Genomic DNA, 26,518 nt, shown 5'->3' on the forward strand with positions numbered 1-26,518 from the left:
TCGACGAGCGGACCGGAGAGCGGGGTGAGCGGCGGATGAGCGTGCACGAGGAGACCGGGGCGTACGTTCTGGACGCGCTGACCCCGGCCGAGCGGGCCGCCTTCGAGGCACATCTGGGGTCCTGTCCGGATTGCGCCCGGGAGGTACGGGACTTCGCGGCCACGGCGGCCCTGCTGGCCCGGGCCGTCGCCGTGGAGCCGCCGCCGGAGCTCCGCGAGGCGGTGCTGCACCGCATCCGCGCGGAGGGGACCCCCGAGCCCGGGACGGCGGAGCACCCGACCCCCGCCGCGACGGTGAGGCCCCCCGCACACCGCCCCTGGCTGCGCTGGGCCCTGGCGGCCTGCCTCGCGGCTGCGGCCGGGCTCGGCGGGGTCGCGGCCTGGCAGTACCAGCGGGCCGACGACGCCCGGCAGTCCGCACACCGGGCGGAGGCCGGCGCCGCGGCGCTGGCCGAGGTGCTGACGGCCCCCGACGCCCGGCTGGTCAGCGGCCGCGCGGCCGATGGCGCGACGGCCACGGTGGTCCTCTCCCGGGGCCGGGACCGGGCGGTGTTCGTGGCCTCCGGGATGCCGGCGCCACCGACCGGGCGGGTCTACCAGATGTGGTTCGCCGACCCGGCGGGCTCCATGCGCCCGGCGGGGCTGCTGGATCCGGCCCGGCCGGGCGCTCCGGCGCTGCTGGCCGGCGCGGTCGGCGCGGCCACCGGGGTCGGGGTCACCCTGGAACCGGCGGGCGGATCGGCGGCTCCGACGACGCGGCCGCTGATGCTGCTGGCGCTCCCGGCGCGCGGAGCGGCGTAGAAGGAACAGCGGCATACAAGGAACAGCGACATAGAAGCAACGCAGAAGGAATCAGACCAAACCGGTCAGGCGGTGGTTCCGAATGATCCACGTGAAGACAGACCCGGGACGTCCGAGGCGGTACTGGCTCGGCGCCCTCAGCGGACTGGTCGCCGCATTCGCCGGACTGGCCCTGGCGGAGCTGGCCGCAGCAGCCGTCCGGCCCGAGGCTTCCCCGGTCACCGCCGTCGGCGGGGCCGTGGTGGACCGGACCCCCGTCGCCCTCAAGGAGTGGGCGGTCCGCCAGTTCGGGACCAACGACAAGCTGGTCCTCGCTCTCGGGATCATCGCTGCGCTGGCCGCGATCGCGATGGCGGCCGGGCTGCTCGCCGTACGGCACCTGCCCGCGGGCATCGCGCTCGCGGCCGCCTTCGGGGCGGTCGGGGCGGCGGCCGCGCTCAGCCGCCCGGAGGCGACCTGGAAGGACGTGCTGCCCTCCCTGGCGGGCGGGACCGCCGCCGCGGCAGCGCTGTACCTGCTGGTCACCGCCTTGCGGCGGCCGGCTCCCGGATCCGCTTCGGGCGGCCTGGACCGGCGGGGCTTCGGCCGCCTCGTCATCGCCACCGTGGCCCTCTCGGCCGGAGTCGGCTACGCCGGCCGCCGGCTCGGCGCCTACGGCTCGGCGGGGGCCACGGCCTCCCGGGCCGACTTCGTCCTGCCCGCACCCACCGTACCGGCGCCGCCGGTACCCGCCGGGGCGGATCTGCGGATCCCCGGGATCTCCCGCTTCGTCACCCCGGACAAGGACTTCTACCGCGTGGACACCGCCCTGGTCGTCCCGCGCGTGGACGCGGACACCTGGCGGCTCCGCATCCATGGGGACGGAGTCGCCAGGCCCCTCACCCTCGGTCTTCGGGAGCTGCTCGCCCGTCCGCTGGTCGAGCACGACATCACCCTCACGTGCGTGTCCAACGAGGTCGGCGGCCCGTACGCGGGCAACGCCCGCTGGCTCGGCGTGCGCCTCGCCGATCTGTTGCGCGAGGCCGGGGTCCGGCCGCCCTCTCAGGGCGGTCCGGCCGACCAGCTCGTGGCGCGTTCGGTGGACGGGATGACTCTCGGCACCCCTGTCGAGGCCGTGATGGACGGCCGGGACGCGCTGCTGGCCGTCGGGATGAACGGCGAGCCGCTCCCCTTCCAGCACGGTTTCCCCGTACGCATGGTCGTGCCGGGCCTGTACGGGTACGTCTCGGCGTGCAAGTGGCTGCGGGAGCTGCGGCTGACCACCTTCGCCGCGTACGACGCGTACTGGGTGCGCCGCTCGTGGGCCGCCCGGGCCCCGGTCAAGACCCAGTCGCGCATCGACACCCCGCGCCCCTTCGCCGAGCTCTCCGCGGGCCGCGTCGCGGTGGCCGGGGTGGCGTGGGCGCAGCACCGGGGCATCGCGCGGGTCGAGGTACGGGTGGACGCGGGCCCCTGGCACGAGGCCCGGCTCGGGGACCCGGACGGGGACGACACGTGGCGTCAGTGGGTGTGGCCGTGGGATGCGGCTCCCGGCCCGCACACCCTGGAGGTCCGGGCCACGGACCGCACGGGCGCCGTACAGACGGGGGAACGCGTGGGACCCGTCCCCGACGGGGCGACCGGGTGGCACTCGGTGTCCGTGTCGGTGTCGAGGCGGTAGGCGGTATAGGCGGTAGGCGGTAACCGCTACAGCGCTTGCTCCTGCGCGGGGCAGACCATGGCGGCCGGGCCCGCCAGTGCGCGGGCGGTCCGGAGCAGGCCCGGAGGCGTGGCGGCGCTGAGCGTCCAGACGACGGCGCCGCCGGCGGGCGGCTCCGGGACTGCAGCGAACCGGGCCCGCAGGCCGGCCTCGACGGCCTCCGTGTCCGGATCCGCGTCCGGGAGGTGCAGGGTCTCGTAGCGCACCGGCGCGGTGTCCACCTGCCGGATCTCGATGCGGCGGGTGCCCGCGGTGTCCCCCGCGTCGCCGCCGTCGCCCCCGATCAGCAGCTCGGTGAACCCGCGGCCGCCCGGCTCGCCGGGGCCCCGGGCGTGGGAGTTGCCCGGGTAGACCGCGAACACGCCCGTGTCCGGGATCACCCGGTGGTGGACGTGGCCGAGCGCCCAGTAGTCGTAGCCGGCCCGCTCCAGGGTCTCCGGCGCGGTCGGCGCGCAGATCCGGCGGCTCCAGGCCCCGTTCAGGCTGGTGTGCAGCAGGCCTATGTTCACGGTGCCCGGGACCCGGCGCGGATATCCGGCGGCGAGGTCGCGCCGCTCGTCGGGGTCCGCCACCGACTGGCCGTGGACGGTGATGCCGAGGCCGGTCCAGGACACGGACTCGGGGGCGTCGGAGCCGAGCCAGCGCACGGACGGCGGGAGGTGCAGCTTGTGCGGCAGCGGGGTCTCCGCGTCGTGGTTGCCCGAGACCACCACCGTGCGCAGGCCCGCGTCGTGGAAGGCGCCGAGCGCGTCCTGGCAGGCGGCCAGCGCCCGGGCGTCGGTGTGGCGCCGGTCGAAGACGTCTCCGGCGATGAGCACCCCGTGGTAGCCACCCCCGGTGATCCGGAGCACGGCCGCGCGCAGGGCCTCGTACGGGGCCTCGTGCGGGTCTATCGCGGGCGCCCCGGGGTAGTCCGCCAGCCCGCGCAGGGCGGACCCTATGTGCAGGTCGGCCAGGTGGGCCACGCGTATCGGGCCGGGCGCGGGTATCGGACCAGGCGCGGGTATCGGGCCGGGCGCGGGTATCGGGCCGGGCGCGGACACCTTCACCGGCCCAGGATGAGGTCGGTCTTGAAGGCGTCCCGCTCCAGGAGCCAGCCCTCGGCCCGGAGCTTGCCCATCAGGTCGGAGCGCAGCTCGGCGGCTTCCCGCAGGGTGCGCGCCTTGGCCGTGATCTCGGTGAACCAGGTCAGCTCCCCGGACGCGGACCGCAGTCGGCTGACTTGTGTCTCCATCGCGTGATCGAGCATGCGGCCAGGATAGTTGGCCTGCCTTACCGGACCGTGGAGACGGGATGAAGCGGTGACGGACTCCGCCCAACCGACCGGTTTCGCACCCCACTTGGCGAGTTTTCCGGGGAGCCGGTCCAGAACGAGGGCGCGGGAGGCGTCGAGGCCGGGGAGCTCGCCGGGGGCCAGACCCGGCACCGGACGGCACTTCTTGTTGGTGAAGTCGAGGGTGGCGCGGGTGTGGCTCAGATTCACCTGAACGCTGTAATTGCAGTCGCCGACGCCGAAGTTGTGACCGTTCGCCCGGTCCATCACCCGTCGCACGGCCGCCGGCTCGGCGCCGTCGCCGTCGATCTCGAAGCGGGCCTTGTAGGCGAGCCGGATCCGGTTCTCGTCGTCGTGGCGGCGGATGCGGACGATCCAGCCCTGACCGTTCAGGCTCTGCCCGGCGTCGTCCACGTACTGGGCCACCTCGACCCGGCCGGGCGCGCCGAGGGAGAGCGCGGCGGCCGCGGCCTCCGTGGGCCGACCGTCGGCGTCCAGTACCCGGTCGGGGTCGAGCAGGAGCTTGACCTGGTAGACCGCGCGCGCCGAGGAGGCGGGCGACATCCTGGCCCGCGGTCCGGTGCGAATCCGGCGTTTCGTTGCTTTCGGAGTGTTCCGCATATCCCCGTCGATCATGCCTCATACGACACCGGCGCGGACGAAACCTCCGGAACCGCGACGGTAAACAGGCGGTGAATCTACCGCAGGCCCGAGGTCCCGGCCTCCAGGGTCGCTCGACACGGTGTGCGCGACCCGTCACCCGGCGACACGCACCGTGCATTTGAGTATTATCTGGGATTCTCGGTCAAGTCGTCCCGTATGTCAGGAGCCGGCTCAGTGGAGCTGACCAGCACGTCGTTCCTCGTCACGCTGATCATCGTCACCGTGCTCGCCATGCTCGCCGCGCTGCTCCTGTGGAACCGGATCCCGGGGCCGGGGTTCGTGCGCTGGGCGGCCCGGCTGGTGATGATCGGCGTGTGCCAGCTCACGGCCATCTGCGTCGTGGCCACCTGGATCAACGGCAGCTACGGCCTCTACTCCTCCTGGGACGACCTGCTGGGCACCGAGGGCGGGCAGAACCCCTCCGCCATGACCGGCCCTCCGCTGGGCCGGGCCAAGTTCACCGTGGGCAGCGACGGCACGCGCACCACCTACTTCCGCGGTTCCCACTCGAAGCTCGCCGGCCAGGTGCTCGTGTCGACTCCCCCGGGGTACGACGCGCCGGGCGCCAAGAAGACCCGCTACCCCGTACTGGTGCTGCTGCACGGCTACCCCGGCTCGCCGCGCAGCTGGATGGACCTCGGCAACATGCCCGGCGCGCTGGAGCAGCTCGTCCAGCTGGGCGCGGCGCACCCCTTCATCCTGGTGATCCCCGAGCTGTACCCCGGCGGGGTGAACACCGACTGCACCGACACCCCGCAGCGCAAGGTGGCCAGCTGGCTCGCGGAGGACGTGCCGGACCTCGTCTCCAAGAACTTCCGCACCCTTCCCGAACCCAAGGGATGGGCGCTGATGGGCATCTCGACGGGGGCCTTCTGCGCGGCCAAGCTGCCGTTGCAGTACCCGAAGGTGTTCCGGGCGGGCGCGGCCCTGGACCCGGATCCGCTGACCGGGGACCCGGACGTACTGGCCGATCCGCTGCTGCGGGAGCGCAACAGTCCGATGTGGCTCGTCGAGCACACGAAGAACGCGGACGTCGGCCTGTTCCTGGCCACCTCCGCGCAGGACAAGGACAGCCCGGTACGCCAGCTGACCGACTTCGCCAAGGCCGCCGAGGGCTCCGGGGTCCGGGTCAAGACCCTGATCCGACCCCAGGGCGGGCACAACTTCCAGACCTGGACCGCGATGTACCCGGACGCGCTGGGCTGGCTGAGCACGGAGATCTCCCCGCCCTCGCCGCCGGCCGCATGAGGGCCGGCGGCTGAACGGGCCCTAGGCCGTCTCTTCCGGATCTTGCCGGGCCCGCGCCGCCCGGCAACATCCGAAAGAGACGACCTACCCGCTCACTCCCGTACCAGGCGGACCGGCAGCTTCTCGACGCTGTTGCCGATGAAGCTGTGCTGGTGCGGGAGCTCGGCTTCGGGGACGGCCAGGTCGAGGTCCGGGAAGCGGGTGAAGAGGGCTTCCAGGGCGATCGTGGCCTCCAGCCGGGCGAGCGGGGCGCCGACGCAGTAGTGGGCGCCGTGGCCGAAGGAGAGGCTGCGGGCCGCGGTGGGGCGGGTGACGTCGAAGCGGTCGGCGTCCGGGCCGTGGAAGGCCTCGTCGCGGCCGGCCGCCGTGTACCCGGCGAGCACCGGGGTGCCCTGCGGGATCACGGTCCCGCCCACGGTCAGGTCGCGGGTCGGGTAGCGGAACGGGAACCAGCTGACCGGGCCGTCGAAGCGCATGGTCTCGTCGACCACGTCCGACCAGCTCGCCTTGCCCGCCAGGACCAGCGCGAGCTGGTCTCGGTGGGTGCACAGGGCGCGGACCGCGTTGCTGATCAGGTTGAGCGTGGTCTCGTGGCCCGCGACGAGCATCAGCCGCATGGTGCCGATGAGTTCGGCCTCGCTGAGCCGGTCGCCGTCCCCCTCGCGGGCGGCTATCAGCGCGCTCGTCAGGTCCTCGCCGGGATCCGCCCGGCGGGCGGCGGCGATCGCGCCGAGCAGCTCGACGAGTTCCCGAACGGCCGCCATGACCTCGGCCGGGGTGGTGTCGGTGGCGATGATGACGGTGTTGGACAGCGTGTGCAGCCGCCCCCGGTGCTCGGGGTCAACTCCGAGGAGCTCGCAGATCACGCTCATCGGGAGCGGCAGCGCGAAGTGCGTGCGCAAGTCGGCCACCCCGTCCGGGGATTCGGCCGCCGCCCGGTGCAGATCGTCCAGCAGCCCGGCCGTCAGCTCCTCGACGCGGGGGCGCAGCCGCTCCACCTGGCGGACGGTGAAGGCATTGCCCACGAGGGAGCGCAGCCGGCGGTGGTCGGCGTCGTCGGCGGTGTGCATGCCCTGGGCCTGGGCGAAGACGCGCAGCGGCCAGTCCTTGGCGATGGTGCCGTCGTGCAGGGCGGGGAAGTGCCGGGCGTCCTTGGCCACATCGGGGTGGGCGAGGAACTCCCTGAGCGCCTCGTGGCCGAGGACGACGGCCGCGGGCACCCCGCCGGGCAGGACCACTTCGGCTACGGCGCCCTGGGCGCGCAGCCGGGCGTTGAGGGCGTGCGGGCAGCCGCCGGCGGGGTCGATGACGTACGCGCTTGCGTGATCGGGGGACAAGCCTGATCTCCTGACGATATGGACGGATCTCGGCCAACAGTGCGGGGTGGGAGGCTGGTTGTTCAAGCCCGGTCCCGTCCCATCTCGAAAACCGGGTCCGCCCGGCCCGGCCGCCCCGGCCGCCCCGACACGGGCCGCGCCGTGCCTCCGCCGCCGCGCGTGCGCGTCGTAGGGTCGCGGTCATGACGCAAGCACAGCACACCCTCGAAGGCAGGGTCGCCCTGGTGGCCGGAGCCACCCGGGGCGCGGGCCGGGGCATCGCGGTGGAACTGGGGGCCCGGGGCGCGACCGTGTACGTGAGCGGGCGCAGCACCCGGGGCCGACGGTCCGAGTACGACCGGCCCGAGACGATCGAGGAGACGGCCGAGCTGGTCACGGCGGCGGGCGGACACGGAATCCCGGTGGTCGCGGACCATCTGGTGCCCGCGCAGGTGGAGGCTCTGGTCGGGCGGATCGATGCGGAGCGGGGCCGCCTCGACGTACTGGTCAACGACATCTGGGGCGGCGAGCTGCTCTTCGAGTGGGAGAGCCCGGTCTGGGAACACGATCTGGACAAGGGGCTGCGGCTGTTGCGGCTCGCGGTGGAGACCCATGCCATCACCAGCCACTACGCGTTGCCGCTCCTGCTGCGCGAACCGGGCGGACTGGTGGTGGAGATGACGGACGGCACGGCGGAGTACAACGCGAGCCGCTACCGGGTCTCCTTCTTCTACGACATCGCCAAGTCAGCCGTGCTGCGCATGGCGTTCGCCCTCGGCCACGAGGTGGGCCCGCGCGGGGCGACGGCGGTGGCCCTGACCCCGGGCTGGATGCGCTCGGAGATCATGCTCGACACCTTCGGCGTCTCCGAGGCCAACTGGCGGGACGCTCTGGAGAAGGTCCCGCACTTCTGCATCTCGGAGACCCCGTCCTACGTCGGCCGCGCGGTCGCGGCGCTGGCCGCCGACCCGGAGGTGTCCCGCTGGAACGGACAGTCGCTCTCCAGCGGACAGCTCGCCGGGGTCTACGGCTTCACGGACCTCGACGGCAGCCGGCCGGACGCCTGGCGCTACATGGTCGAAGTCCAGGACCCGGACCGCCCGGCGGACCCCACGGGCTACCGCTGAGCAGCGTGCTGACCGCCCGTCACCTGCGGGAGTACGCGGCCTCGTAGAAGAACGGGGCCACATCCGCCTCGGTGACCTCGCCGAGGGTGGAAGGGGACCAGCGCGGAGTGCGGTCCTTGTCCACGACCTGCGCCCGGATGCCCTCCACCAGGTCGGGGGAGGCCAGCGCATGGCAGGACACGCGGAACTCCTGGTCCAGCACCGCCTCCAGCTCCCCGAGGGCGGCGGCCCTGCGGACCGCCTCCAGGGTCACCTTGAGGGCGGTCGGGGACTTGGCGAGGATCGTCTCGGCGGCCTCCTTGGCCGCCGGGTCGCCCTGCGCGTGCAGCCGGTCCACGATCTCCTCGACGCCGCCGGCCGCGTAGCAGTGGTCGATCCAGCCCCGCCATTCGGCGAGCGGGCCCGGCTCGGGGGTGGCGGCGTGGCGTGCCAGCACCTCGTGGGCGGGGGCCTCCGCGAGCTCGGCGGTGAGCGCGGGCAGCCGGTCGGCCGGTACGAAGTGGTCGGCGAGCCCGCACAGCAGCGCGTCGGCGGCGCCCACGGCGGAGCCGGTGAGGGCGAGGTGGGTGCCGAGGAGGCCGGGAGCACGGGCGAGCAGGTGGGTGCCGCCCACGTCCGGGACGAAACCGATGCCGGTTTCGGGCATGGCCACGCGGGAGCGTTCGGTGACGACGCGGACGCTGCCGTGGGCCGAGACCCCGACCCCGCCGCCCATCACGATGCCGTCCATGAGGGCGACGTAGGGCTTGGGGTAGCGGGCGATGTACGCGTTGAGCCGGTACTCGTCGCGCCAGAACTCCACCGAGGCCCGCGTCCCGGCCTTGGCGTCGTCGTGGATGGCCCGGATGTCCCCTCCGGCGCACAGCCCGCGCTCCCCGGCGCCCCGGATGAGCACCTGGTCGACGCCCCGGTCCCGCTCCCAGCCGGTCAGGGCCCCGGCGATGCGCAGCACCATGGGGTGGGTGAGGGCGTTGAGGGCCTTGGGGCGGTTGAGGGTGATCACCCCGGTCCGGCCGTGGACGTCACACAGGACGGTGTCGTCGCGGGCGTCGTCGCGGGCGTCGTCACGGGCGTCGTCTTCGTTGTTCACACCGGCCAGTATGGAGGGAGGGCGCGTGGCGTGACCGGCAGGATGGGTTCACCGGGTCGGGCCGTCCGGCCCCGACAGGGCCCGGAGGTAGCCGGACAGGGCCGCCGCCGTGTCGGCGAGCAGGAAGCGGGCCCCGAGGTACCCGTCCGGGCGTACGAGGAATCCGGTCGGGCCGTCGGGGCGGTAGAGCCGGGCGAACTCTCCGGCGGCGTCCCGGTATCCGGGGACGGCCGCGGTGTCGGCCACGGAGTCGGCCGCGCCCTCCGGGGCCTCGCGGGCGAGGACGCCGACGGTCTCCAGCCCGAGCCCGGCGGACGCCCGGTCCGCCGCCCGGGACGCCTCCGCCGCCGCGGCCAGGGTGGTGGCGTCGGCCCCGTACAGGAGCACCACGTGCGCGGTGCGGTCGCGCAGGACGTCGAGCAGGCGCATGGGGTAGGCGGCGAGCGGCAGGGTCAGCCCGGCGCAGTCCGGGGCCCGGTCGCCGGGCTGAGGCGCGTCGGCCGGGCCGGACGGGGTGCCGGCGAGCGGGCCGTCCCGGTAGGAGATCAGGAGCTGCGCCTCGCGGAGCATCACCGTCCGGGGGTCGTCCGGGTCGCTGTCGATGCCCTGCGTGCTGTGCCGCAGGGTCCGGCCGACGACCTCTTCCCCGACCGGGCGGCGTTCGGCGTCGTAGCCGGCGAGCAGGACGGGCCCGGCGGCGCCCCGCAGGACGATCGCGAGCTTCCAGGCCAGGTTGCAGGCGTCCTGGATCCCGGTGTTCATGCCCTGGGCGCCGGTGGGCGGGTGGATGTGGGCGGCGTCTCCCGCCACGAAGACCCGGCCGTCTCCGTAGCGGTCGACGATGCGGTGGCTGATGCGGAAGACCGACGACCAGCGCATCTTGGAGAGGGTGGCCGGGCGCGGGGAGAGCCGGTCCACGACGGCCTGGATGTCGGACAGTTCGGGAACGCGTCCGCCGTCCCCTTGCAGGCCGTGCGCCACACCGTCGTCCGGGGCCGCCTCGGCCGAGAACTCGGGCGGGACCATCATCGACATGCGGTATCGGCCCTCGCCGGGCAACGGGACGCAGATCAGCACGTCGTCGGTGGACCCGTCGGCGGCGAAGTGCGTGGACCGCACGCTGTACTCGTGGGGCAGGTCCCAGTCGGCCACCACGTCGGCCAGCATGTACTCCTCCTGGAAGGCCCCGCCCTCGAAGCTCAGACCCAGCCCCTTGCGCACGGTGCTGTGCGCTCCGTCGCAGCCGATGAGGTAGGGGGTGCGCACCTCCTCCTCGGCGCCGGAGGCCGTACGCAGCCGGGCGGTGACACCGTGCTCGTCCTGGGTGAACGACAGCAGTTCCGTGCCGCGTTCGATGACCGTGCCCAGGCCCGCCACGTACTCCTCGATGAGCCGCTCGGTCTCGTACTGCGGCAACGCAGCGAATCCGTACGGCACTTCGGGCGGCAGCTCCAGCTCGATCCGCGCCACTTGCCGGCCGTTGGCGTAGAGCAGCTGACCGAACAGCGGAACCGAGGCCTCTACGACCGTGCGCGCCAGGCCCATCCGGTCCCAGATCTCCAGGGTGCGCGGCTGGATGCCGATGGCCTTCGCGTACGGGAGCCTGGCCGGCAGGCGGTCGATGAGGCGGCAGCTCACACCGTTGCGGCGGAGCTCCGCGGCCGCGGACAGCCCGACCGGGCCTGCGCCCGCGATCAGTACTTCCGGTGTACGGGTGTGAGCCACGGGTGCCTCCCAGCGCCTGGCCCCGGAACGGTCTCCTCCACCATCGTCACCCCGCGGCGGGCGGCAGGCGAGCCGGGCGGCCGGCTCCCGCGCCGACCCCCTTGGCGTGGGTCCCCGGCGTATGCCCGAAGGCCCGGCGGAAGACGTCGATGAACGCGCTCGCCGAGGACCAGCCGCAGCGGTGCGCGACCGCCGTGACCGGGGTGTCGACGGCCAGCAGCCGCAGCGCGTGGTGCAGCCGCAGCTGGGTCCGCCACTGGGGGAAGGTCATGCCCAGCTCGGCGCGGAACAGCCGGCTCAGCGTCCGCTCCCCCGCCCCGGCCCCCGCGTGCGCGGCGAGCTCCGCCAGCCCGCGCGGATCCGCCGGATCGGCGTGCAGCAGCGCGCACACGGCGGCGAGCCGGGGATCGGCGGGGGCGGGCAGGTGCAGCGGCTGGAGCGGCGAGGCCTTCAGCTGGTCGAGCAGCACCCCGAGCATCCGGCGCCGCTCCGCGCTGCCGTCCTCGGGGGCCCGGGTGTACGCCAGGATCAGCTCGCGCAGCAGCGGGCCCACGGCGAGCACCGCGGGGGCGGAGAGGGAGAGCGGGTTGAGGTGGGTCGGAAGGCCCACGCAGTGCAAGTCGGCGCGGCCGAAGGCCCGGTGCTCGTGCACCGTCCCGGCCGGGATCCACAGCGCGCGGGTGGTCGGGGCCACCCAGGTGCCGGCGTCGGTGGTGATGGACAGCACCCCGGAACCGGCGTAGCAGATCTGGTGGTCGTCGTGGCGGTGCGGATCGATGCCCTGGTGGGTGTCGAGTTCGCGGATGCTCGTCGCGGCGCGGGGTGTGTGGCGGATTTTCTGCATCACCCGGCAATTTATCGGAAGCGGGCCGCCCCGGGCGAGAGCGATTCTCAGTCGGTGACCTCGACGACATCGCCGCCCCCGCCCCCGGCCCAGCCCCGCATCCAGTCCCCCACCCAGCCCTCCGACCGGCACGCGCCCCGTTCCCCCGCCCGGCTGCGCACGGCCGCCTTCTCCGCGGGCCACTCCTGCGTGGACGTCTACCAGGGCGCCGTGGCCGCCCTCGTCCCCTTCCTCGTCTCCGAGCGCTCGTACGGATACGCCGCCGCCTCCGGCATCGTGCTGGCCGCCTCCCTGCTCTCCTCGGTGGTCCAGCCGCTGTTCGGGGCACTGACCGACCGGTGGCCGATGCCCTGGCTGATCCCGCTGGCCACCGCGGCCGCCGGGCTGGGCGTGGCCCTGGTCGGGCTCGACGCTGGGTACGCGGCCACCCTGGCCGCCGTCGCCCTGTCGGGGCTGGGCGTCGCCGCCTACCACCCGGCGGCGGCCCGGCTGGTCCGCGTGGTGGGCGGCTCCGGGCACGGTGCGATGAGCTGGTTCGCGCTCGGCGGCAACATCGGCTTCGCCTGCGCGCCCCTGCTGGTGGTCGGCGCCCTGGCCCTGCCCGGACCGGCGGGGTGGTGGCTGCTCGCGATCCCGGCGGCGCTCGGCGTGTTCCTCAACTGGCCGCCCGCGTCGGCCCGTTCACAGTCCGCCCGAAAGCCGGGGCCGGCTCCTGCCGGCCATCCGGCCGACGACTGGCGGGCGTTCCTGCGACTCTCGCTGGTCGTCGTCGTCCGCTCGGTGGTCTTCATGGGCCTGAGCACCTTCATCGCCCTCTACGTCCGCGAGCGCGGCGGAAGCGAAACCGCGGGCGCCGTGGCCCTGTTCGCGCTCTTCGCGGGGAGCGCCGGCGGCACCCTGCTCGGCGGCCGGCTGGCCGCCCGCTGGGGCCGGGTCACCACCGTCCACCGCGCCTACGCGGCCTCGGTGCCCGCCATCGCGGGCATCCTCTTCCTCCCGCTGCCCCTGGTGTACGTGTGCTCCGCGCTGGCCGCCGCCGCGCTGTACGTGCCCTTCTCCCTCCAGGTCACCCTGGGCCAGGACTACCTCCCGACGCGGATGGGCACGGCGAGCGGGGTCACCCTGGGCCTGACCGTCAGCGTCGGCGGTCTCGCGAGCCCCCTCATCGGCGCCGCGGCCGACGCCACCTCCGTGGGCACCGCGCTCCTCCCGCTGGCCGCCCTCCCCCTCCTGGCCTGGCTCCTGGCCCGCCGCCTCCCGGAGCCGGCCGCCCCGGAGGAGATCCCGGCCTAGAGCAGCCATGACCCCCCAGAGCCACCGGTCACCGGCCACGGACTCCCGGCCACCGGATGGGCGACCTGGCCTAAGACCCCGCCCGCGCGTGCGCGCCGAGGGGCTGCGGCTCGCGGGGCGGGGCTAACGTCGGGGCGTTCCGTGCCGACCAGCCTCCTCGGAGGGCGCCGTGCCCCACCGCCCCGTCCGCGCCCGCGTTCGCACCCGTGTCCGTACCCGCATCCGCGCCCTGGCCGTGACCGGCCTGCTGTGCGCGCTGACCGCCGCCGCCCCGGCCCCGGCCCCGGGATCCGCTCCGGACCCCCCGCCGGGGCCGCCGCCGGTCACGGCCGTCGCCGCGACCCCCGGGAGCACGACCGCGCTGGCGGGCTACGCCGTCCAGTCGACGGCCCGGGTCACCGAGCCGGCGGCGGCGGTCTCCGCCCCCGGCTACCGGGCGAGCGGCTGGTACCGGGCCGGGCCGCGTTCGACCGTGCTCGCGGCCCTGCTCGCGCACGGCACGTACCCCGATCCCTTCTACTCCACCAACCAACAGCGCATCCCCTCCGCCGACTTCACCGTCCCGTGGTGGTTCCGGTCCGATTTCACCGTGGCCGACACCACCGCCCGGACCTACCTGGACTTCAGCGGGGTGATCTCGGCCGCCGACGTGTTCGTCAACGGCCGGCAGGTCGCCGCCGCTTCCACGGTGACCGGCGCGTACACCCACCACGAGCTCGACGTCACCGCCCTCGTCCGGGCGGGCACCAACACCGTCGCCTTCCGGATCCGGCCCAACGACCCCCACAAGCACCTCACCACGGGCTGGCTCGACTGGCTACAGCCCCCGGCCGACGCGAACATGGGCATCGTCCGCGACGTACTCGTACGCCGGGGCGGCCCGGTCGCCCTGCGCGACACCCACCTCGTGACCAGCCTGGCCCTGCCGTCCCTCGATTCCGCCGACCTGACCGTCAAGACGAAGCTGCGCAACGACTCGGCCGCCGAGGTCACCGCGACGGTGACCGGCACGCTGACCGGGACGGCGACCCGGACGGCGACCGGCACCCCGGACCCGGCGTACGCCCCCTTCCGCCAGGACGTCGCGCTGCGCGCGCACGAGACGAAGACGGTCACCTTCACCCCGGCCCGGTACCCCCAACTCCACCTGGCCTCGCCCCGCGTGTGGTGGCCGGCCGGCATGGGTGCGCAGGAGCTGTACGGACTCCACCTGACGGCGACGGCGTCCGGCACGCTCTCCGACGCGGCCGACGAGACCTTCGGCGTGCGCGAGGTACGGGCCCCGCTCAACTCCGACGGCGCCCGCCAGTACCAGGTCAACGGCCGCCCCTTGCTGATCAGGGGCGGGGGCTGGTCGCCGGACGAGTTCCTGCGCTGGGACCGCACGTACGTGGAGGACCGGCTGAAGTACGCCCTGGACCTGGGACTGAACGCGCTGCGCCTGGAAGGGCACCTGGAGCCGGACGAGTTCTTCGACCTGACCGACCGCTACGGGATCCTCACGCTGCCGGGCTGGCAGTGCTGCGGGAAGTGGGAGGGGCAGGTCAACGGCACGGAAGCCGGGGAGTTGTGGGAGGAGGAGGACTACCGCGTCGCCGCGGCGTCCATGGCCACCGAGGCCGCCCGCCTGCGCGGCCATCCCAGCGTCGCCTCCTTCCTCATCGGCAGCGACTTCGCGCCGGACGCGGAGATCGAGCGGGGGTACGTGGACGCGCTGCGGGCCGCCGACTGGCACACGCCGGTGGTGTCGGCGGCCACCGCCGCTTCGGCGCCCCTGAGCGGCAGTTCGGGGATGCGGATGACCGGACCCTACGACTGGGTGCCGCCCGGCTACTGGTACGACAAGCGCGAGGGCGGGGCCACCGGCTTCAACTCCGAGACCAGCGCGGGGCCTTCTGTACCCACCCTCGACACCCTGAGGCGCATGATGTCCCCCGCCGAGCTGGAAACGCTCTGGCGCGACCCCTCGGCACGGCAGTACCACCGCTCCCCGTCGAAGACCTTCGCCACGCTGAAGCTGTACGACGAGGCACTGACCGCGCGTTACGGGGCCGCGAGCTCACTGGAGGACTACGTCCGCAAGGCGCAGCTCGCCCAGTACGAGAACGTACGGGCCCAGTTCGAGGCGTACGCCCGTAACTCCAAGGATCCCGAGGCACCGTCGACCGGGGTGGTCTACTGGATGTTCAACAGTGGCTGGACCTCCCTCCACTGGCAGCTGTTGGACCGCCATCTCGATCAGGGCGGCGCCTACTTCGGTGCGAAGAAGGCCAACGAGCCGCTGCACGTCCAGTACTCCTACGACGACCGCACGGTGGCCGTGATCAACCGCCGCCACGAGCCCGCATCCCAACTGAGCACCCGGGTAACCCTGTTCACCCCCGACGGGATCCCTAAGTACGACCGCAGCGTGCGCGGCCTCGCGGTCGGCGGCGACGGCGCGAAGACGACGGCGCTGACCCTGCCCGCCTCGGTGGCCGGGCTGCCCACGACCTACCTGGCGCGGCTGATCCTGACCGACGCCGAGGGCAGGGAGCTGAGCCGCAACGCGTACTGGCTCTCGACCCGGCCGGACGTCCTCAACTACGCGGCCACCGACTGGTACTACACCCCGACCACCTCCTACGCGGACCTCAAGGGCCTGCGTTCGATGCCCGCGACCCAGGTCTCGGCGACGGCATCCACAACGCTCCAGGAAACCTCGACCGCCACGTCCACGACCACGGTCACCCTGCGCCACGCGGGCACGGGCAGCACACCGGCCCTCCTCACCGACGTCCACCTGGTCGACGACGGGGGCCGACCCGTCCTGCCCGTCCGCTGGTCCGACAACCAAGTCAGCCTCTGGCCGGGCGAGTCGCTCACCCTGACCGCCACCTACCGCACCGCCGACCTGCACGGATCCACCCCGCACCTGAGGATCTCGGGCTGGAACACCCCCACGGCCACCATCCCGGCACCACAAAACAAGTAAGCCAACCTTGCAAGTTTGCCTGGCTTTCCCCTAGGGTCGGAGCATGCCAGCAGAACAGACCGCCGAGGAACTCCAGCTCGTCCTCGGCATGCTGCTCCGGCAGGTACGCAGCGCCGCCGGTGGCGGGGTGAGCCTGTCGCAGATGTCCGTACTGAAACGACTCGACCGGCTCGGCCCGTCCACGGCCTCCGATCTGGCCCGTGCCGAGAAGATCCGCCCGCAGTCGGTGATCGCCACCGTCAACGCCCTCCAGGCCGAGGGCCTCGTAGCCCGCACCCCGCACCCCACCGACGGCCGGCAGTTGCTCATCGCGCTGACCCCCCAGGGGCAGAGCCTCGTACACGAGCGCCGCAAGGCCGGCCACGACCTCATCGCGGAGCTCATATCCGAGCGGCTGACGCCCATCGAGCAGGAACTGCTGGCCTCGGCCATCCCGTTGCTGCGTCGCCTTGCCGAGGACTGACCACCCCACCGAAGGAGCCCTCATGACCACCAACCTGAACCTCGACGGCGGCACCGCCCTGGTCCTCATCGACCTCCAGAAGGGGATCCTGGGCCTCCCGACCACCAGGCCGGCCCCCGAGATCCTGAAGAACGCCCTCGCGCTCGCGGAAGCCTTCCGGGCCCGCAAGCTGCCCGTGGTCCTGGTCAAGGTCGCCTGGTCCCCCGACGGCGGCGACCTGCCCACCACCGACGTCGACCGCCCCGGTCCCGCCGCCGCGCCCCCGGCCGCGTTCTCCGAGATCCCCCAGGAGCTGGCCGAGCTCGGCGACGTGGTCGTCACCAAGCGCCACTGGGGCGCCTTCACCGGTACGGAACTCGACCTCCAGCTCCGCCGCCGGGGCATTCACCGGATCGTCCTGGCCGGCATCTCCACGAGCGTCGGCGTCGAATCCACCGCCCGCACCGCCTGGGAGAACAGCTACGACCTGGTCTTCGCCGAGGACGCCACCGCCGACACGGACACCGACTCCCACGCCCACACCTTCACCAAGATCTTCCCCCGCATCGGCAAGGTCTCCACGACCGCGGACATCCTCACCGCCCTGGACTCCTGACCCCCGTCGCCGGTGAGCCGTCCAAAGTCCGACGGGCGCTCCGGGGCGGTCAGAGGAGGCCGAGCTCTCCTACGCGCAGGCCTGCCTGGAAGCGGCTCTTCGCACCCAGCCGCTCCATCAGCTTGGCGGTGATCCGGCGCGTGGTCCGAAGCGAGACCCCCAGGCGCAGGGCCACCGCCTCGTCGGTCAGCCCCTGCGCGAGGAGCTTGAGGACCTCCCGCTCCTGGCGGCCGAGTTCCTCGCCGTCCACCGGGACCGACTCCATCAGGGGGGTTCCGGTGACCCACAGATGATCGAAGAGCGCGCACAACGCGGCGACCGTCCCGGGACCGCGGAGCAGGACCGCGCCCTCCTCGCTCCGTTCGGGGTTGGCCGGCACCAGGGCCGAGGTCCGATCGGTGATGATCATGCGCAGCGGGAGCGCGGCCACGGTCCGGGTCTGCCCGCCCCTCGCGTTGAGCCAGCGGGCGTACTCGACGCTCGGCGGATGGCTGCGGACGCTGTCGACGTAGAGCGTCCGCAGCCGCACGCCGCGTTCGAGCAGCCGCCCGTCCAGCGGTTTGGCCGCTTCCAGGTTCTCCTCCGTCTGCGCCCCGCCGGGAGAGAGCGCCGAGAGCTCCTCGCGGACGTCCTCGACGAGCTCGGCCAGCCGCGTCCGTACCGCTTCGACGCCGATCAGGTGCTCCACGTGGGGGTGTTCGCGCGTGCCGTGGAGATGGGCGAACCGGGCGATCAGCGTGGCCGCCGCGGCCCGGCTGCGCTCGATCTGGTGCTGACGCTCCAACAATTCGGCCTGCTGTCGCGCCAGTAGGGCCTCCAGGCCGTACTCGGGGCTGATCACCTGCGCCGGACTTCCCCCGTCGACGGGCGGGCGCAGCAAGGAGAGCGAGGCGAGCCGGTCCATGGCGGCACGCACTTCGGTGGGGTCGGTTCCCGTCTGGGCGGCGATCTTGTCCAGGGTCATGTCGGGACTGGACAGCATCAGCTGATAGGTGCGCTCGGCCAGTTCGTCGAGCCCAAGTGATTCGAGCATGCTGCCTGTTCCCCTTCGACGGTGGAACCGATGATGCTCGAATCGGCCGTGAATGGATCGCGCCGTCCTGTCGAGGGCGGCTGTTTCGATGCGCCACAGTGGACAGGACGGCGTGCAGGATTCCGGGGCGGTTGGATCCGGTTCAGGGGAGGTCCGGGGCGCGCCGCCCCGTGTAGTACTCCCCCACCAGCCCGGGCCAGACCGCGGACACCGTCCACTCGGCCGTGAGGATGTCCCAACAGGCTTCGCGGGCCTGGGATTCGGCCTCGGCCAGGGTCCGGGCCCGGACGAACGCGGTCAGGACCGCCGTCCCGGGCGCCGGTCCGCCGTGCGTCGTCAGGTGCTCGATCCCGGCCGCCGCCAGGGCGGTCGCGTGGCGGGAGGGATCGACCGGCGGCGGATCGCGGAGCGGCCCCTGGGCCGCTCGCAACAGCAGGTGGATCAGGTACACGGCGATCGGCCCGTCTGCGGGATCAAGGCGGAACAGCTCCAAAGCGGGTGGGGGTTGGGGGTCGGGGGCGGCGAGGGAGCGCGCCCCTTCGAAGGCTGCCGTCCCGGCGGCCGGTCTGTACACCGTCCGGCGGTTCAGGTTGGTGACAGTGGCACTGCCCTGCCAGCGGCCCGTGCGGTGGCAGGCTGCGGCCCAGTCACCAGGCTGCCGCTCGAATCCATGGCCGGCACGCATTCGTGTCCGCCACGATGGGACCACCGGCCGACAAGGCCCCTCGGCAAAGAGCGGGGAGAGGCCGGGTTCTCGACTCATTCCCTGCCATTCTCTTGCCCCTTGGAGTTTTCATGAACCGCTTCGCCATGCTCGCTTGCGGACTCATCGCCGTCATGGGATTCGCCGCCACCACCCAGATTCCCGCGACCACCCAGATTCCCGCGACCACCCAATTCTCCGACACCGCGACCCGGATCACGGCCGAGGCCCCGGCGGCCGCCGATCCCGCGGCCTCGGGCGATTCGGCCGGCTGGCAGTGATCGGGACCGGGGATCTGAATTCCGTCATGGTGAACACGTCGACGACGAGCCGCGCCCTGATCTCACAGGAATGCATCGCGGAAGGCGGTACCGACTGGCATCGGGACGCTCTGCGCGAAGTCGCGTCCCGGCTCGAAGACCCGGGCTTCCCCTGCGTCTTCTCAAGGAACGCGCTGCGCAAGCGGCTGCTGAGGTTCGTCTTCGTGGAGAACGGCGACGACAGCGGCATCCGGCACCTGGCGCAGGGCCTCAAGGAGTACGTCGAGCTCTCCAGGGAGTGGGACGGCAGGCTGGACACCGCCTATCCGCTGGTCATCGCGTTCTCGGCCGGGGCGGTCGAGGCGGTCGAGGTGGTCGAGGCGGTTGAGGGCCGTCGCACGGAGGACTACCACGCCTTCGGCTGGAAGGTCCTCCAGCGACTGCACGAGATCGACCCGGCGCCCTGGCCCTCGGACGTGGACCCGGATCCGAGTTCCCCGGGCTGGTCCATGTGCTTCGACGGCATGCCGCTGTTCTGCAACATGAGCAGCCCCGCGCACCACAAACGCCGCAGCCGGAATCTCGGAAAGCACTTCGTCATGGTGGTCAATCCGCGTGAGCGCTTCGACGTGTTCGCCGGTGACACACCGAGCGGCCGCAAGGTCCGCGCCAACATACGCGGCCGGATCGAACAGTACGACGAAATCCCGCACGCCCCACAACTCGGCTCTTACGGAGCCGGCGCACTCGAATGGTTCCAGTACGGCCTCACCGACGAGAACGCCGAGCGGACGGACACCTGCCCGTTCGAGTTCCGTCAGCACCGGGCCGGCTGAGGAAAGGAATTCCATGAAGATCGACCTCATCGTCTCCCAGGGCCGGGTGGCCGACCGCGTGCCGCGGATGATCGAGGGCGCGGCCCTGGTCGCGCGGGCCCTGGAGGAGCGGTACGGACTCCAGGGCCGGGCGATCGGCACCTTCGCGCCACCCGCCGACGACGACTGGAGCGTGAGCCTGCCCCAGGCGGAGGAGACCCTGCTCGGACTGGGCGCGGCGGTCACCGAGAGCCTGCGGGCCGGCCGGCTCCCCGTGCTGGTCTCCAACACCTGCTCGGCGAGCATCGCCACCCTGCCCGCCGTGGCACGCGAACACCCGGACGCCGTCGTGCTGTACATCGACGCCCACGGGGACTTCAACACACCGGAGACGACCGGCACCGGCTACCTCGGGGGCATGGTCCTCGCCGCCGCGTGCGGGCTCTGGAACAGCGGCCACGGCTCCGGTCTGCGGCCCGGGCAGGCCGTCCTGGTCGGCGCCCGGGACATCGACGAGGCCGAGCACGACCTGCTCGCACAGACCGGCGTCCGCGTCATACCCCCGCAGGAGGTGACCGGGGAGAACATCCTGCGCGCGGTCGGCGGGGCTCCGGTGTGGATCCACATCGACTGGGACGTGCTCGACCCGGACACCGCCGTGCCGGCCGAATACGTCGTACCGGACGGCCTGTTGGAGTCCCAGATCCGGGCGGTCTTCGAGGCGATCCCCCGGGAGCGGCTGGTCGGGGTCGAACTGGCCGAGTTCAACGCCCCGACGGACGAGGCCGTCGCCGGGGCCGCGGTCGCCGCCATCCTCGACATGGTCGCCCCCGCGTTCGAGGACGCACCGGCCCGACAGCCGGTCCGACAGCCGGTCCGATAGCCGGTCCGACAGCCGCCCCGCCCTGATACGCCACCACCGAAAGCGACGACACCCCCATGCCTCTCCACGACAGCATCCTCGACACCATCGGGCGCACGCCCATCGTCAGGCTGCACCGTCTCGCACCCGAGCACGTCTCGGTCTACGTGAAGGTGGAGTCCTTCAACCCCGGCGGCTCGGTCAAGGACCGCCTCGCCCTCTCCGTGATCCTCGACGCCGAGGCGAAGGGGCTGCTCAAACCCGGCGACACGATCGCCGAGTGCACTTCGGGCAATGTCGGCATCGCCCTGGCCATGGTGGCCGCGGCGCGCGGCTACAAGTTCGTGGCGGTGATGTCCGACACCTACTCGGTGGAGCGCCGCAAGCTCATCCGCGCGTACGGCGGCAAGGTCATCCTCTTCCCCGGCGCCCTGGGCAGCAGCGGCGGCAACCGGCTGGCGGACGAACTGGCAGCCCGGCACGGCTGGTTCCGCGCCAGACAGTTCGACAACCCGGCGAACCCCGCCTACCACCGCGAGACCACGGCCTCGGAGATCCTCGGCGACTTCGCCGGGAAGCGGCTGGACTACTTCGTCACCGGATTCGGCACCAGCGGCACCCTGACCGGTGTCGGACAGATGCTGAAGCGGGCCCGTCCGGAGGTCCGGATCATCGCCGCCGAGCCGGACAACGCCGCCGTCCTGTCCGGCCGGGCGTGGAACGTCCACCGGATCCAGGGCTGGGCACCCGACTTCGTACCGGGCGTGCTCGACCGGAGCGTCATCGACGAACTCCTCACCGTGGACGAGGTGGACGGCCGCGACACCGCGCGCCGGCTCGCCGCCGAGGAAGGCATCTTCACCGGGCTCTCGGCGGGCGCCACCCTGGCGACCGCGCTGCGCGTCGCGCGGACCGCGCCGGCCGGGTCCGTACTGCTGGCGATGCTGCCGGACACCGGGGAGCGCTATCTGTCCACGTTCCTGTTCGAAGGGGTGAGCGAGGGCTCGGACGACGAGTGGCTGGCCTCGCTGGACGCCGCATGACGGAGTTCATCCCCCGCGCGAGCCGCTTCGTCGCCCTGCCCGACGGCTTCCCGATGAGGGCCGGCGGCACCCTCCACGGCGCGCGGATCGCCTACGAGTCCTTCGGACGGCCGAGTTCGTCCGGCGACAACGTCATCCTGATCCTCACCGGCCTCTCTCCCGACGCGCACGCCGCCTCCCATCCGCAGGACCCCAGCCCCGGCTGGTGGGAGGCGATGCTCGGCCCGGGCAGGCCCATCGACACCGACCGCTGGCACGTCATCTGCGTGAATTCGCTCGGTAGTTGCAAGGGTTCCACCGGGCCCGCCTCGACCGATCCGCGTACCGGTGAGCCCTACCGGCTGGACTTCCCGGAGCTCTCCATCGAGGACATCGCCGACGCCGCGGCGCACACCGTCCGTGCGCTCGGCTTCGAACGCCTGGCCTGTGTGATCGGCGCCTCGATGGGCGGAATGGGCGCCCTGGCCCTGCTCGCCCGCCATCCCGGGCTCGCGCGCAGTCACATCAACATCTCCGCCGGGGTGCACTCGTTGCCGTTCTCGATCGCGGTGCGCTCCCTCCAGCGCCAGGCGATCCGCTTCGACCCCCAGTGGAACCAGGGCCGGTACGACGCGGAACGCTATCCGTGTCGCGGAATGCTGACGGCACGCAAGCTCGGCATGATGACGTACCGCTCGGCCCGGGAGTGGGACAGCCGCTTCGGCCGGGCCCGCCTGAGCCCCGAACACGGCTGCGACGAGGGCCCGTTCGGGCCGGAGTTCCAGGTCGAGGGCTATCTGGACTTCCATGCCCGGCGGTTCCTGCACCGGTTCGATCCCAACAGCTACCTCTACCTCAGCCGCAGCATGGACCGCTTCGACCTCGGCGAGTCCTGCGGCACCACCGTCGAGGACGCGCTGGCCCGGCTGCGCCTGGAGAAGGCCCTGGTGATCGGGGTGGAGAGCGACATCCTCTTCCCCCTGTCACAGCAGCGGCAGCTCGCCGAGGCCCTGGGGGCGGTCGGGCCGGGCGTCGAGTTCCTCGCGCTGGAGTCCGTGCAGGGCCACGACGCCTTCCTGGTCGACTTCGCCCGCTTCGGGCCGCCGGTGGCGAAGTTCCTGTCGGTCGGCTGGTAGTGCCCCCGCCCCTCCTCCCCCAGGCCGTATCCGACTCTGGAGCCAAACGTGCCAAACATGCCAGTCGTGCCAGACGTGCCAGACGTGCCAGACGTGCCAGACCACCGTTCCCCCACCGCCCTCGTCACGGGCGCCAACCGCGGCATCGGCCTCGAAATCGCCCGCCGGCTCGGCGAGCGCGGCGTCCGGGTCCTGCTCGGAGGCCGCGACCCCGGGGCGACCGCCGCGGCGGCGGCCGGCCTACGCGGCTGCGGGCTCGACGCCGAACCCCTCGTCCTCGACGTGACCAAGCCGGACACGATCACCGCCGCCGCGGCGGAGGTCGCCCGTACCCGCGGCAGCCTCGACATCCTGGTCAACAACGCCGGGATCCGCGTCGAGGAGTACGGCCGCCAACCGTCGGAACAGCCTCTGGCCCAGTGGCGGGAGACCTTCGACACCAACCTGTTCGGCGTCGTCGCGGTGACCACGGCCTTCCTGCCGCTGATCCGGCGGGCGGAGGCGGGACGCATCGTGAACGTCTCCAGCCTGCTCGCCTCGCTGACCCTGCACAGCGACCCGGACTCCTACACCTACAGCCCGGCGTTCAAGTCCCTGCCGGCGTACAGCGCTTCCAAGAGCGCGGTGAACTCCTGGACCGTGCACCTCGCCTACGAACTGCGCGACACACCGGTCAAGGTGAACGCCGTCCACCCGGGCTACACCAGGACCGCCATGAACGACGGCGCGGGCGAACTCGACCCCCCGCAGGGCGCCGAGACCGCCGTCCGGATGGCCCTCCTCGGCAGCGACGGGCCCAGCGGCGGCTACCTGCACCTGGGGGAGACCCTGCCGTGGTGACCCTCGCCGACACCCATACCCATACCCATACCCATACCCATACCGATACCCGCACCGATACCGGGACCGGCACGTCCGGCCCCACCGAAAGGAAGCCCGCCATGGGCACCGTTGCCCTGGTCACGGATGCTGCCAGCCTCCCCATCGACCACGACATGCCGCTGCTGCTCGAAGCCTGCGCGGAGATCGGACTCGCCGTCGAAGTGTGCGACTGGCAGGACCCGGCCGTCGACTGGCCGCGCTTCGACGCCGTACTGCTGCGCTCGCCGTGGACGTACGTGGACCGGCTGCCGGCCTTCGTCGCCTGGTGCGAGCGGGTCTCGGCCGCGACACACCTGTTCAACCCGCTGTCGGCGGTGCGCTGGAGCCTCGACAAGTACTACCTGGCCGATCTCGCCGCGTACGGGGTGCCGGTCGTACCGAGCAGGTTCGTCGAACCCGGTACGGACCCGCTGTCGGCGGTACGGGAGTTCCTCGCCGCCCATCCGCAGGTCGAGGAGATCGTGGTCAAGCCGACCGTCGGCGCCTACTCCAAGGGCGTCCAGCGCTACGCCCGGCCGATGGCGGAGGCGGCGGCCCGGTACGTCGCCGACATGCTCGACGAGGGGTGCCACCTCATCCTGCAGCCCTACCTGGAGGCCGTGGACCGGGACGGCGAGACCGACCTGATCTACTTCGACGGCGTGTACAGCCACGCCATCCGCAAGAGCGCGCTGCTCATGCCCGACGGGACGGTGAACGTCCCGACGCTCGACAGCCGCACCGCGCGCTCCGCGGACGCCGACGAACGCGCCGTCGCCTCGGCCGTCCTCGAAGCGGCGGCCGCGCGACTCGGCCTGGACCGGCCGCTGCTCTACGGCCGCGTCGACCTGATCCGCGGCAGCGACGGCCGGCCCGTGGTGCTGGAGATGGAGCTCTGCGAGCCCTCGCTGAGCCTGCCGTTCAGCGAGGACGGCGCCCTGCGGCTCGCCCGGGCCGTCGCCGCCCGGCTGCGCTGACCCCGCTGCGCCAATCACCCGATCACTCTTCCGACCGACCAAAGAAGGTTGTCAGCCATGGACGTCAAAGCCCCCACTGCCGCCCCCGTGCGCACACCGTCACCGTCACCGTCACCGAAACGCACCAACGGCACCGTCTTCGCCGCGCTCGGCATACTGGGCTTCTCCTTCAGCTTCCCCGGAACCGCCTGGGCGCTGGACGGGTTCGGCCCCTGGTCCGCTGTCGGGGTCCGCGGCGTACTGGCCGCCGTCATCGCGCTCGCGGCGCTGCTGCTCACCCGCGTGCCGATACCGGCCCGCAAGGACTGGCCCGCCCTCGCCGTGGTCGCCGTCGGATGCGCGATCGGCTTCCCGCTCCTGACCACGCTCGCCCTCCAAACCTCCTCCACGGCGCACTCCGCGGTCGTCATCGGGGCACTGCCCATGGCCACGGCGACCATCTCCGCCCTGCGCACCCGGCGCCACCCCTCGAAGGTGTTCTGGGCCGCGGCCGCCACCGGGGCCGCCGCCGTCATCACCTTCACCCTGGCGCAGAACCACGGCGCGCCGACCGTCGCCGACCTGTACCTCTTCGCCGCCCTGCTGGTCTGCGCGGCCGGCTACGCCGAGGGCGGGCGGCTGTCGGCGCGGATGCCCGGCTGGCACGTCATCGCCTGGGGCGTGGTGCTCGCGGCCCCCGTCAACCTGGCCGTGGCCGCGGTGGCGCTCCCGCACGAGCCCGTACACCTCACCGCGAAGGCCGTCATCGGCATGGCCTACATCACCGCCATCTCCCAGTTCGGCGGATTCGTCGTCTGGTACAAGGGCATGGGCCTGATCGGTGTGGCCAGGGCGAGCCAGTTGCAACTCGCCCAGCCGCTCCTGACGCTGCTGTGGGCCGTGCTCCTGCTCGGCGAACACCTCAGCCCCGCCGTCCCGCTCACCGCCGCGATCGTGCTCGGCTGCATCGTCGTCACCCAACGCGCCCGAACCTCCTGACCCTGCGGGTGATGACCGCCGCGCACATCACCAGGGCACTACGCCGGCGTCGTCGAAGAACTGGCCGGTCGGGCCGTCGTCGGGCAGGGTCGCGAGTTGGACGGCGATCGCCGCGCCCTGTTCGGGGGTGCGCACGCCGCGGAAGCCGTTGAGGTCGGTCGCGACGTAGCCGGGGCAGCCGGCGTTGATCAGGATGTTCGTGCCGCTCAGCTCCCGGGCGTACTGGAGGGTGACGGCGTTCAGGAACGTCTTCGACGGCGAGTACGCCACAGCCACCGGACCCGCCGTCTGCTCAGCGGCGGTTCCCGACTGCCGCGTGAGGGAGCCGACACTGCTGGACATGTTCACGATCCGCGGTGAAGCAGAGCGGCGCAGCAGCGGCATCATCGCGTTGGTGACGCGGATGACGCCGATCACGTTGGTCTCCACGACCGTCCGGATGGTGGCGGGATCGACCCGGGTGGGCTCCTGCGGCATGCCGCCGGCGATGCCGGCGTTGTTGACGAGCACGTCGAGGCGTCCGGCCTGTTCCTCGATCAACCGTGCGGCGGCGGTCGCGCTCGCGTCGTCGGTCACGTCCAGCGGTACGCCGAACGCATCGACGCCGGCCGCGCGCAGTCTCTCCACCGCGGCCTTGCGGCGCTGATCGTCGCGTGCGCCGACGCCGACGCTCCAGCCGAGGGCGCCCAGGCCCGCGGCGATCTCGTAGCCGATGCCCTTGTTCGCGCCGGTGACCAGCGCAATCGTTCGTTCACTCATGG

At 72.6% G+C, this 26,518-nt stretch carries 25 protein-coding genes; 16 read left to right on the plus strand and 9 right to left on the minus strand.

Annotation, left to right across the window (positions count from 1 at the left end):
* Positions 1 to 35: 35 nt before the first annotated feature.
* Both ACFXDJ_RS02000 and ACFXDJ_RS02005 read left to right on the plus strand, forming a co-directional pair.
* Positions 36 to 800: an anti-sigma factor domain-containing protein gene (locus tag ACFXDJ_RS02000; RefSeq protein ID WP_384654226.1), complete on the plus strand. Its 765-nt coding sequence runs from the start codon at positions 36 to 38 to the stop codon at positions 798 to 800.
* 82 nt (positions 801 to 882) lie between these two features.
* The gene (locus ACFXDJ_RS02005) at positions 883 to 2,460 is read left to right on the plus strand and encodes a molybdopterin-dependent oxidoreductase (protein ID WP_384847501.1); all 1,578 of its coding nucleotides are present in this window, start codon (positions 883 to 885) and stop codon (positions 2,458 to 2,460) included.
* Between the two features lie 26 nt (positions 2,461 to 2,486).
* On the opposite strand, the gene ACFXDJ_RS02010 is transcribed toward ACFXDJ_RS02005, so the two are convergent.
* Positions 2,487 to 3,548 (minus strand): exonuclease SbcCD subunit D, encoded by a 1,062-nt coding sequence (locus ACFXDJ_RS02010; protein WP_384847504.1) that lies wholly within the window; start codon positions 3,546 to 3,548, stop codon positions 2,487 to 2,489.
* Positions 3,545 to 4,336: a hypothetical protein gene (locus ACFXDJ_RS02015; protein WP_384649742.1), complete on the minus strand. Its 792-nt coding sequence runs from the start codon at positions 4,334 to 4,336 to the stop codon at positions 3,545 to 3,547. Before ACFXDJ_RS02015 ends, ACFXDJ_RS02010 begins: the two co-directional genes overlap by 4 nt.
* Before the next feature lie 273 nt (positions 4,337 to 4,609).
* Between ACFXDJ_RS02015 and ACFXDJ_RS02020 the strand changes: the two genes are divergently transcribed.
* Positions 4,610 to 5,683 carry an alpha/beta hydrolase gene (locus ACFXDJ_RS02020; protein ID WP_384847507.1) on the plus strand — a complete coding sequence of 358 codons (1,074 nt, stop codon included), beginning with the start codon at positions 4,610 to 4,612 and terminating at the stop codon, positions 5,681 to 5,683.
* Between the two features lie 92 nt (positions 5,684 to 5,775).
* On the opposite strand, the gene ACFXDJ_RS02025 is transcribed toward ACFXDJ_RS02020, so the two are convergent.
* The gene (locus ACFXDJ_RS02025; RefSeq protein ID WP_384649746.1) at positions 5,776 to 7,020 is read right to left on the minus strand and encodes a cytochrome P450; all 1,245 of its coding nucleotides are present in this window, start codon (positions 7,018 to 7,020) and stop codon (positions 5,776 to 5,778) included.
* Between the two features lie 182 nt (positions 7,021 to 7,202).
* On the opposite strand from ACFXDJ_RS02025, the gene ACFXDJ_RS02030 reads away from it, so the two are divergent.
* Complete coding sequence (locus tag ACFXDJ_RS02030) at positions 7,203 to 8,126, plus strand: SDR family oxidoreductase (RefSeq protein WP_384649748.1); 924 nt, start codon at positions 7,203 to 7,205, stop codon at positions 8,124 to 8,126.
* A 19-nt stretch (positions 8,127 to 8,145) separates the two neighbouring features.
* On the opposite strand, the gene ACFXDJ_RS02035 is transcribed toward ACFXDJ_RS02030, so the two are convergent.
* From ACFXDJ_RS02035 to ACFXDJ_RS02045, 3 genes are read right to left on the minus strand one after another with little or no spacing between them, the layout of a single operon-like run.
* Entirely contained in the window at positions 8,146 to 9,216 is a 1,071-nt protein-coding gene (locus ACFXDJ_RS02035; protein ID WP_384649750.1) for an enoyl-CoA hydratase/isomerase family protein, read from the minus strand.
* A gap of 48 nt (positions 9,217 to 9,264) precedes the next feature.
* On the minus strand, positions 9,265 to 10,941 hold the full coding sequence (locus ACFXDJ_RS02040) for an FAD-dependent monooxygenase (RefSeq protein WP_384649752.1): 1,677 nt from the start codon (positions 10,939 to 10,941) through the stop codon (positions 9,265 to 9,267).
* Positions 10,942 to 10,987: 46 nt separating this feature from the next.
* Positions 10,988 to 11,785 carry an AraC family transcriptional regulator gene (locus tag ACFXDJ_RS02045; protein WP_384649754.1) on the minus strand — a complete coding sequence of 266 codons (798 nt, stop codon included), beginning with the start codon at positions 11,783 to 11,785 and terminating at the stop codon, positions 10,988 to 10,990.
* Positions 11,786 to 11,938: 153 nt separating this feature from the next.
* On the opposite strand from ACFXDJ_RS02045, the gene ACFXDJ_RS02050 reads away from it, so the two are divergent.
* The 4 genes from ACFXDJ_RS02050 (at position 11,939) to ACFXDJ_RS02065 (ending at position 17,110) form a co-directional block, all read left to right on the plus strand.
* Positions 11,939 to 13,078: an MFS transporter gene (locus ACFXDJ_RS02050; protein ID WP_384649839.1), complete on the plus strand. Its 1,140-nt coding sequence runs from the start codon at positions 11,939 to 11,941 to the stop codon at positions 13,076 to 13,078.
* 169 nt (positions 13,079 to 13,247) lie between these two features.
* Entirely contained in the window at positions 13,248 to 16,052 is a 2,805-nt protein-coding gene (locus tag ACFXDJ_RS02055; protein WP_384649756.1) for an exo-beta-D-glucosaminidase, read from the plus strand.
* Positions 16,053 to 16,095: 43 nt separating this feature from the next.
* Complete coding sequence (locus ACFXDJ_RS02060) at positions 16,096 to 16,515, plus strand: MarR family winged helix-turn-helix transcriptional regulator (protein ID WP_384649758.1); 420 nt, start codon at positions 16,096 to 16,098, stop codon at positions 16,513 to 16,515.
* Between the two features lie 22 nt (positions 16,516 to 16,537).
* Positions 16,538 to 17,110, plus strand: a complete 573-nt coding sequence (locus ACFXDJ_RS02065) for a hydrolase (protein WP_384649760.1) — start codon at positions 16,538 to 16,540, stop codon at positions 17,108 to 17,110.
* 49 nt (positions 17,111 to 17,159) lie between these two features.
* Here ACFXDJ_RS02065 and ACFXDJ_RS02070 read toward each other — a convergent pair whose 3' ends face one another.
* Complete coding sequence (locus ACFXDJ_RS02070) at positions 17,160 to 18,143, minus strand: LuxR C-terminal-related transcriptional regulator (protein WP_384649762.1); 984 nt, start codon at positions 18,141 to 18,143, stop codon at positions 17,160 to 17,162.
* A gap of 142 nt (positions 18,144 to 18,285) precedes the next feature.
* On the minus strand, positions 18,286 to 18,828 hold the full coding sequence (locus tag ACFXDJ_RS02075; RefSeq protein ID WP_384649764.1) for a hypothetical protein: 543 nt from the start codon (positions 18,826 to 18,828) through the stop codon (positions 18,286 to 18,288).
* A gap of 110 nt (positions 18,829 to 18,938) precedes the next feature.
* Between ACFXDJ_RS02075 and ACFXDJ_RS02080 the strand changes: the two genes are divergently transcribed.
* The 8 genes from ACFXDJ_RS02080 (at position 18,939) to ACFXDJ_RS02115 (ending at position 25,757) form a co-directional block, all read left to right on the plus strand.
* On the plus strand, positions 18,939 to 19,127 hold the full coding sequence (locus ACFXDJ_RS02080; RefSeq protein ID WP_384649766.1) for a hypothetical protein: 189 nt from the start codon (positions 18,939 to 18,941) through the stop codon (positions 19,125 to 19,127).
* A gap of 26 nt (positions 19,128 to 19,153) precedes the next feature.
* Entirely contained in the window at positions 19,154 to 19,942 is a 789-nt protein-coding gene (locus tag ACFXDJ_RS02085) for a YqcI/YcgG family protein (RefSeq protein ID WP_384649768.1), read from the plus strand.
* 13 nt (positions 19,943 to 19,955) lie between these two features.
* Entirely contained in the window at positions 19,956 to 20,804 is an 849-nt protein-coding gene (locus tag ACFXDJ_RS02090) for an arginase family protein (protein WP_384847510.1), read from the plus strand.
* Between the two features lie 56 nt (positions 20,805 to 20,860).
* Positions 20,861 to 21,826: a cysteine synthase A gene (cysK, locus tag ACFXDJ_RS02095; protein ID WP_384649772.1), complete on the plus strand. Its 966-nt coding sequence runs from the start codon at positions 20,861 to 20,863 to the stop codon at positions 21,824 to 21,826.
* Entirely contained in the window at positions 21,823 to 22,941 is a 1,119-nt protein-coding gene (locus ACFXDJ_RS02100) for a homoserine O-acetyltransferase (RefSeq protein WP_384649774.1), read from the plus strand. Before cysK ends, ACFXDJ_RS02100 begins: the two co-directional genes overlap by 4 nt.
* Positions 22,942 to 23,034: 93 nt before the next feature.
* Complete coding sequence (locus ACFXDJ_RS02105; RefSeq protein ID WP_384847513.1) at positions 23,035 to 23,781, plus strand: SDR family oxidoreductase; 747 nt, start codon at positions 23,035 to 23,037, stop codon at positions 23,779 to 23,781.
* 101 nt (positions 23,782 to 23,882) lie between these two features.
* Positions 23,883 to 24,779 carry a RimK family alpha-L-glutamate ligase gene (locus ACFXDJ_RS02110; protein ID WP_384649778.1) on the plus strand — a complete coding sequence of 299 codons (897 nt, stop codon included), beginning with the start codon at positions 23,883 to 23,885 and terminating at the stop codon, positions 24,777 to 24,779.
* 57 nt (positions 24,780 to 24,836) lie between these two features.
* Positions 24,837 to 25,757, plus strand: a complete 921-nt coding sequence (locus tag ACFXDJ_RS02115; RefSeq protein WP_384649780.1) for a DMT family transporter — start codon at positions 24,837 to 24,839, stop codon at positions 25,755 to 25,757.
* Between the two features lie 27 nt (positions 25,758 to 25,784).
* Here the strand turns inward: ACFXDJ_RS02115 and ACFXDJ_RS02120 are convergent, their stop codons facing one another.
* Positions 25,785 to 26,516, minus strand: coding sequence for an SDR family oxidoreductase (locus ACFXDJ_RS02120; RefSeq protein ID WP_384649782.1), 732 nt, complete (start codon positions 26,514 to 26,516; stop codon positions 25,785 to 25,787).
* Positions 26,517 to 26,518: the final 2 nt, after the last annotated feature.

Origin of the sequence: Streptomyces sp. NPDC059443, from assembly GCF_042750105.1 — a bacterium.
In the GTDB taxonomy this organism is placed as follows: Bacteria; Actinomycetota; Actinomycetes; order Streptomycetales; family Streptomycetaceae; genus Streptomyces.

Bases quoted from the DNA above. Each gene is read 5' to 3' on its own strand.
- ACFXDJ_RS02115 (WP_384649780.1), top strand. From the start codon at position 24,837: ATGGACGTCAAAGCCCCCACTGCCGCCCCCGTGCGCACACCGTCACCG.
- ACFXDJ_RS02030 (WP_384649748.1), top strand. From the start codon at position 7,203: ATGACGCAAGCACAGCACACCCTCGAAGGCAGGGTCGCCCTGGTGGCC.
- ACFXDJ_RS02045 (WP_384649754.1), bottom strand. From the start codon at position 11,785: ATGCAGAAAATCCGCCACACACCCCGCGCCGCGACGAGCATCCGCGAA.
- ACFXDJ_RS02065 (WP_384649760.1), top strand. From the start codon at position 16,538: ATGACCACCAACCTGAACCTCGACGGCGGCACCGCCCTGGTCCTCATC.
- ACFXDJ_RS02085 (WP_384649768.1), top strand. From the start codon at position 19,154: ATGGTGAACACGTCGACGACGAGCCGCGCCCTGATCTCACAGGAATGC.
- ACFXDJ_RS02070 (WP_384649762.1), bottom strand. From the start codon at position 18,143: ATGCTCGAATCACTTGGGCTCGACGAACTGGCCGAGCGCACCTATCAG.
- ACFXDJ_RS02005 (WP_384847501.1), top strand. From the start codon at position 883: ATGATCCACGTGAAGACAGACCCGGGACGTCCGAGGCGGTACTGGCTC.
- ACFXDJ_RS02090 (WP_384847510.1), top strand. From the start codon at position 19,956: ATGAAGATCGACCTCATCGTCTCCCAGGGCCGGGTGGCCGACCGCGTG.
- ACFXDJ_RS02120 (WP_384649782.1), bottom strand. From the start codon at position 26,516: ATGAGTGAACGAACGATTGCGCTGGTCACCGGCGCGAACAAGGGCATC.
- ACFXDJ_RS02075 (WP_384649764.1), bottom strand. From the start codon at position 18,828: ATGCGTGCCGGCCATGGATTCGAGCGGCAGCCTGGTGACTGGGCCGCA.
- ACFXDJ_RS02015 (WP_384649742.1), bottom strand. From the start codon at position 4,336: ATGTCGCCCGCCTCCTCGGCGCGCGCGGTCTACCAGGTCAAGCTCCTG.
- ACFXDJ_RS02060 (WP_384649758.1), top strand. From the start codon at position 16,096: ATGCCAGCAGAACAGACCGCCGAGGAACTCCAGCTCGTCCTCGGCATG.
- ACFXDJ_RS02080 (WP_384649766.1), top strand. From the start codon at position 18,939: ATGAACCGCTTCGCCATGCTCGCTTGCGGACTCATCGCCGTCATGGGA.
- cysK (WP_384649772.1), top strand. From the start codon at position 20,861: ATGCCTCTCCACGACAGCATCCTCGACACCATCGGGCGCACGCCCATC.
- ACFXDJ_RS02110 (WP_384649778.1), top strand. From the start codon at position 23,883: ATGGGCACCGTTGCCCTGGTCACGGATGCTGCCAGCCTCCCCATCGAC.
- ACFXDJ_RS02100 (WP_384649774.1), top strand. From the start codon at position 21,823: ATGACGGAGTTCATCCCCCGCGCGAGCCGCTTCGTCGCCCTGCCCGAC.
- ACFXDJ_RS02000 (WP_384654226.1), top strand. From the start codon at position 36: ATGAGCGTGCACGAGGAGACCGGGGCGTACGTTCTGGACGCGCTGACC.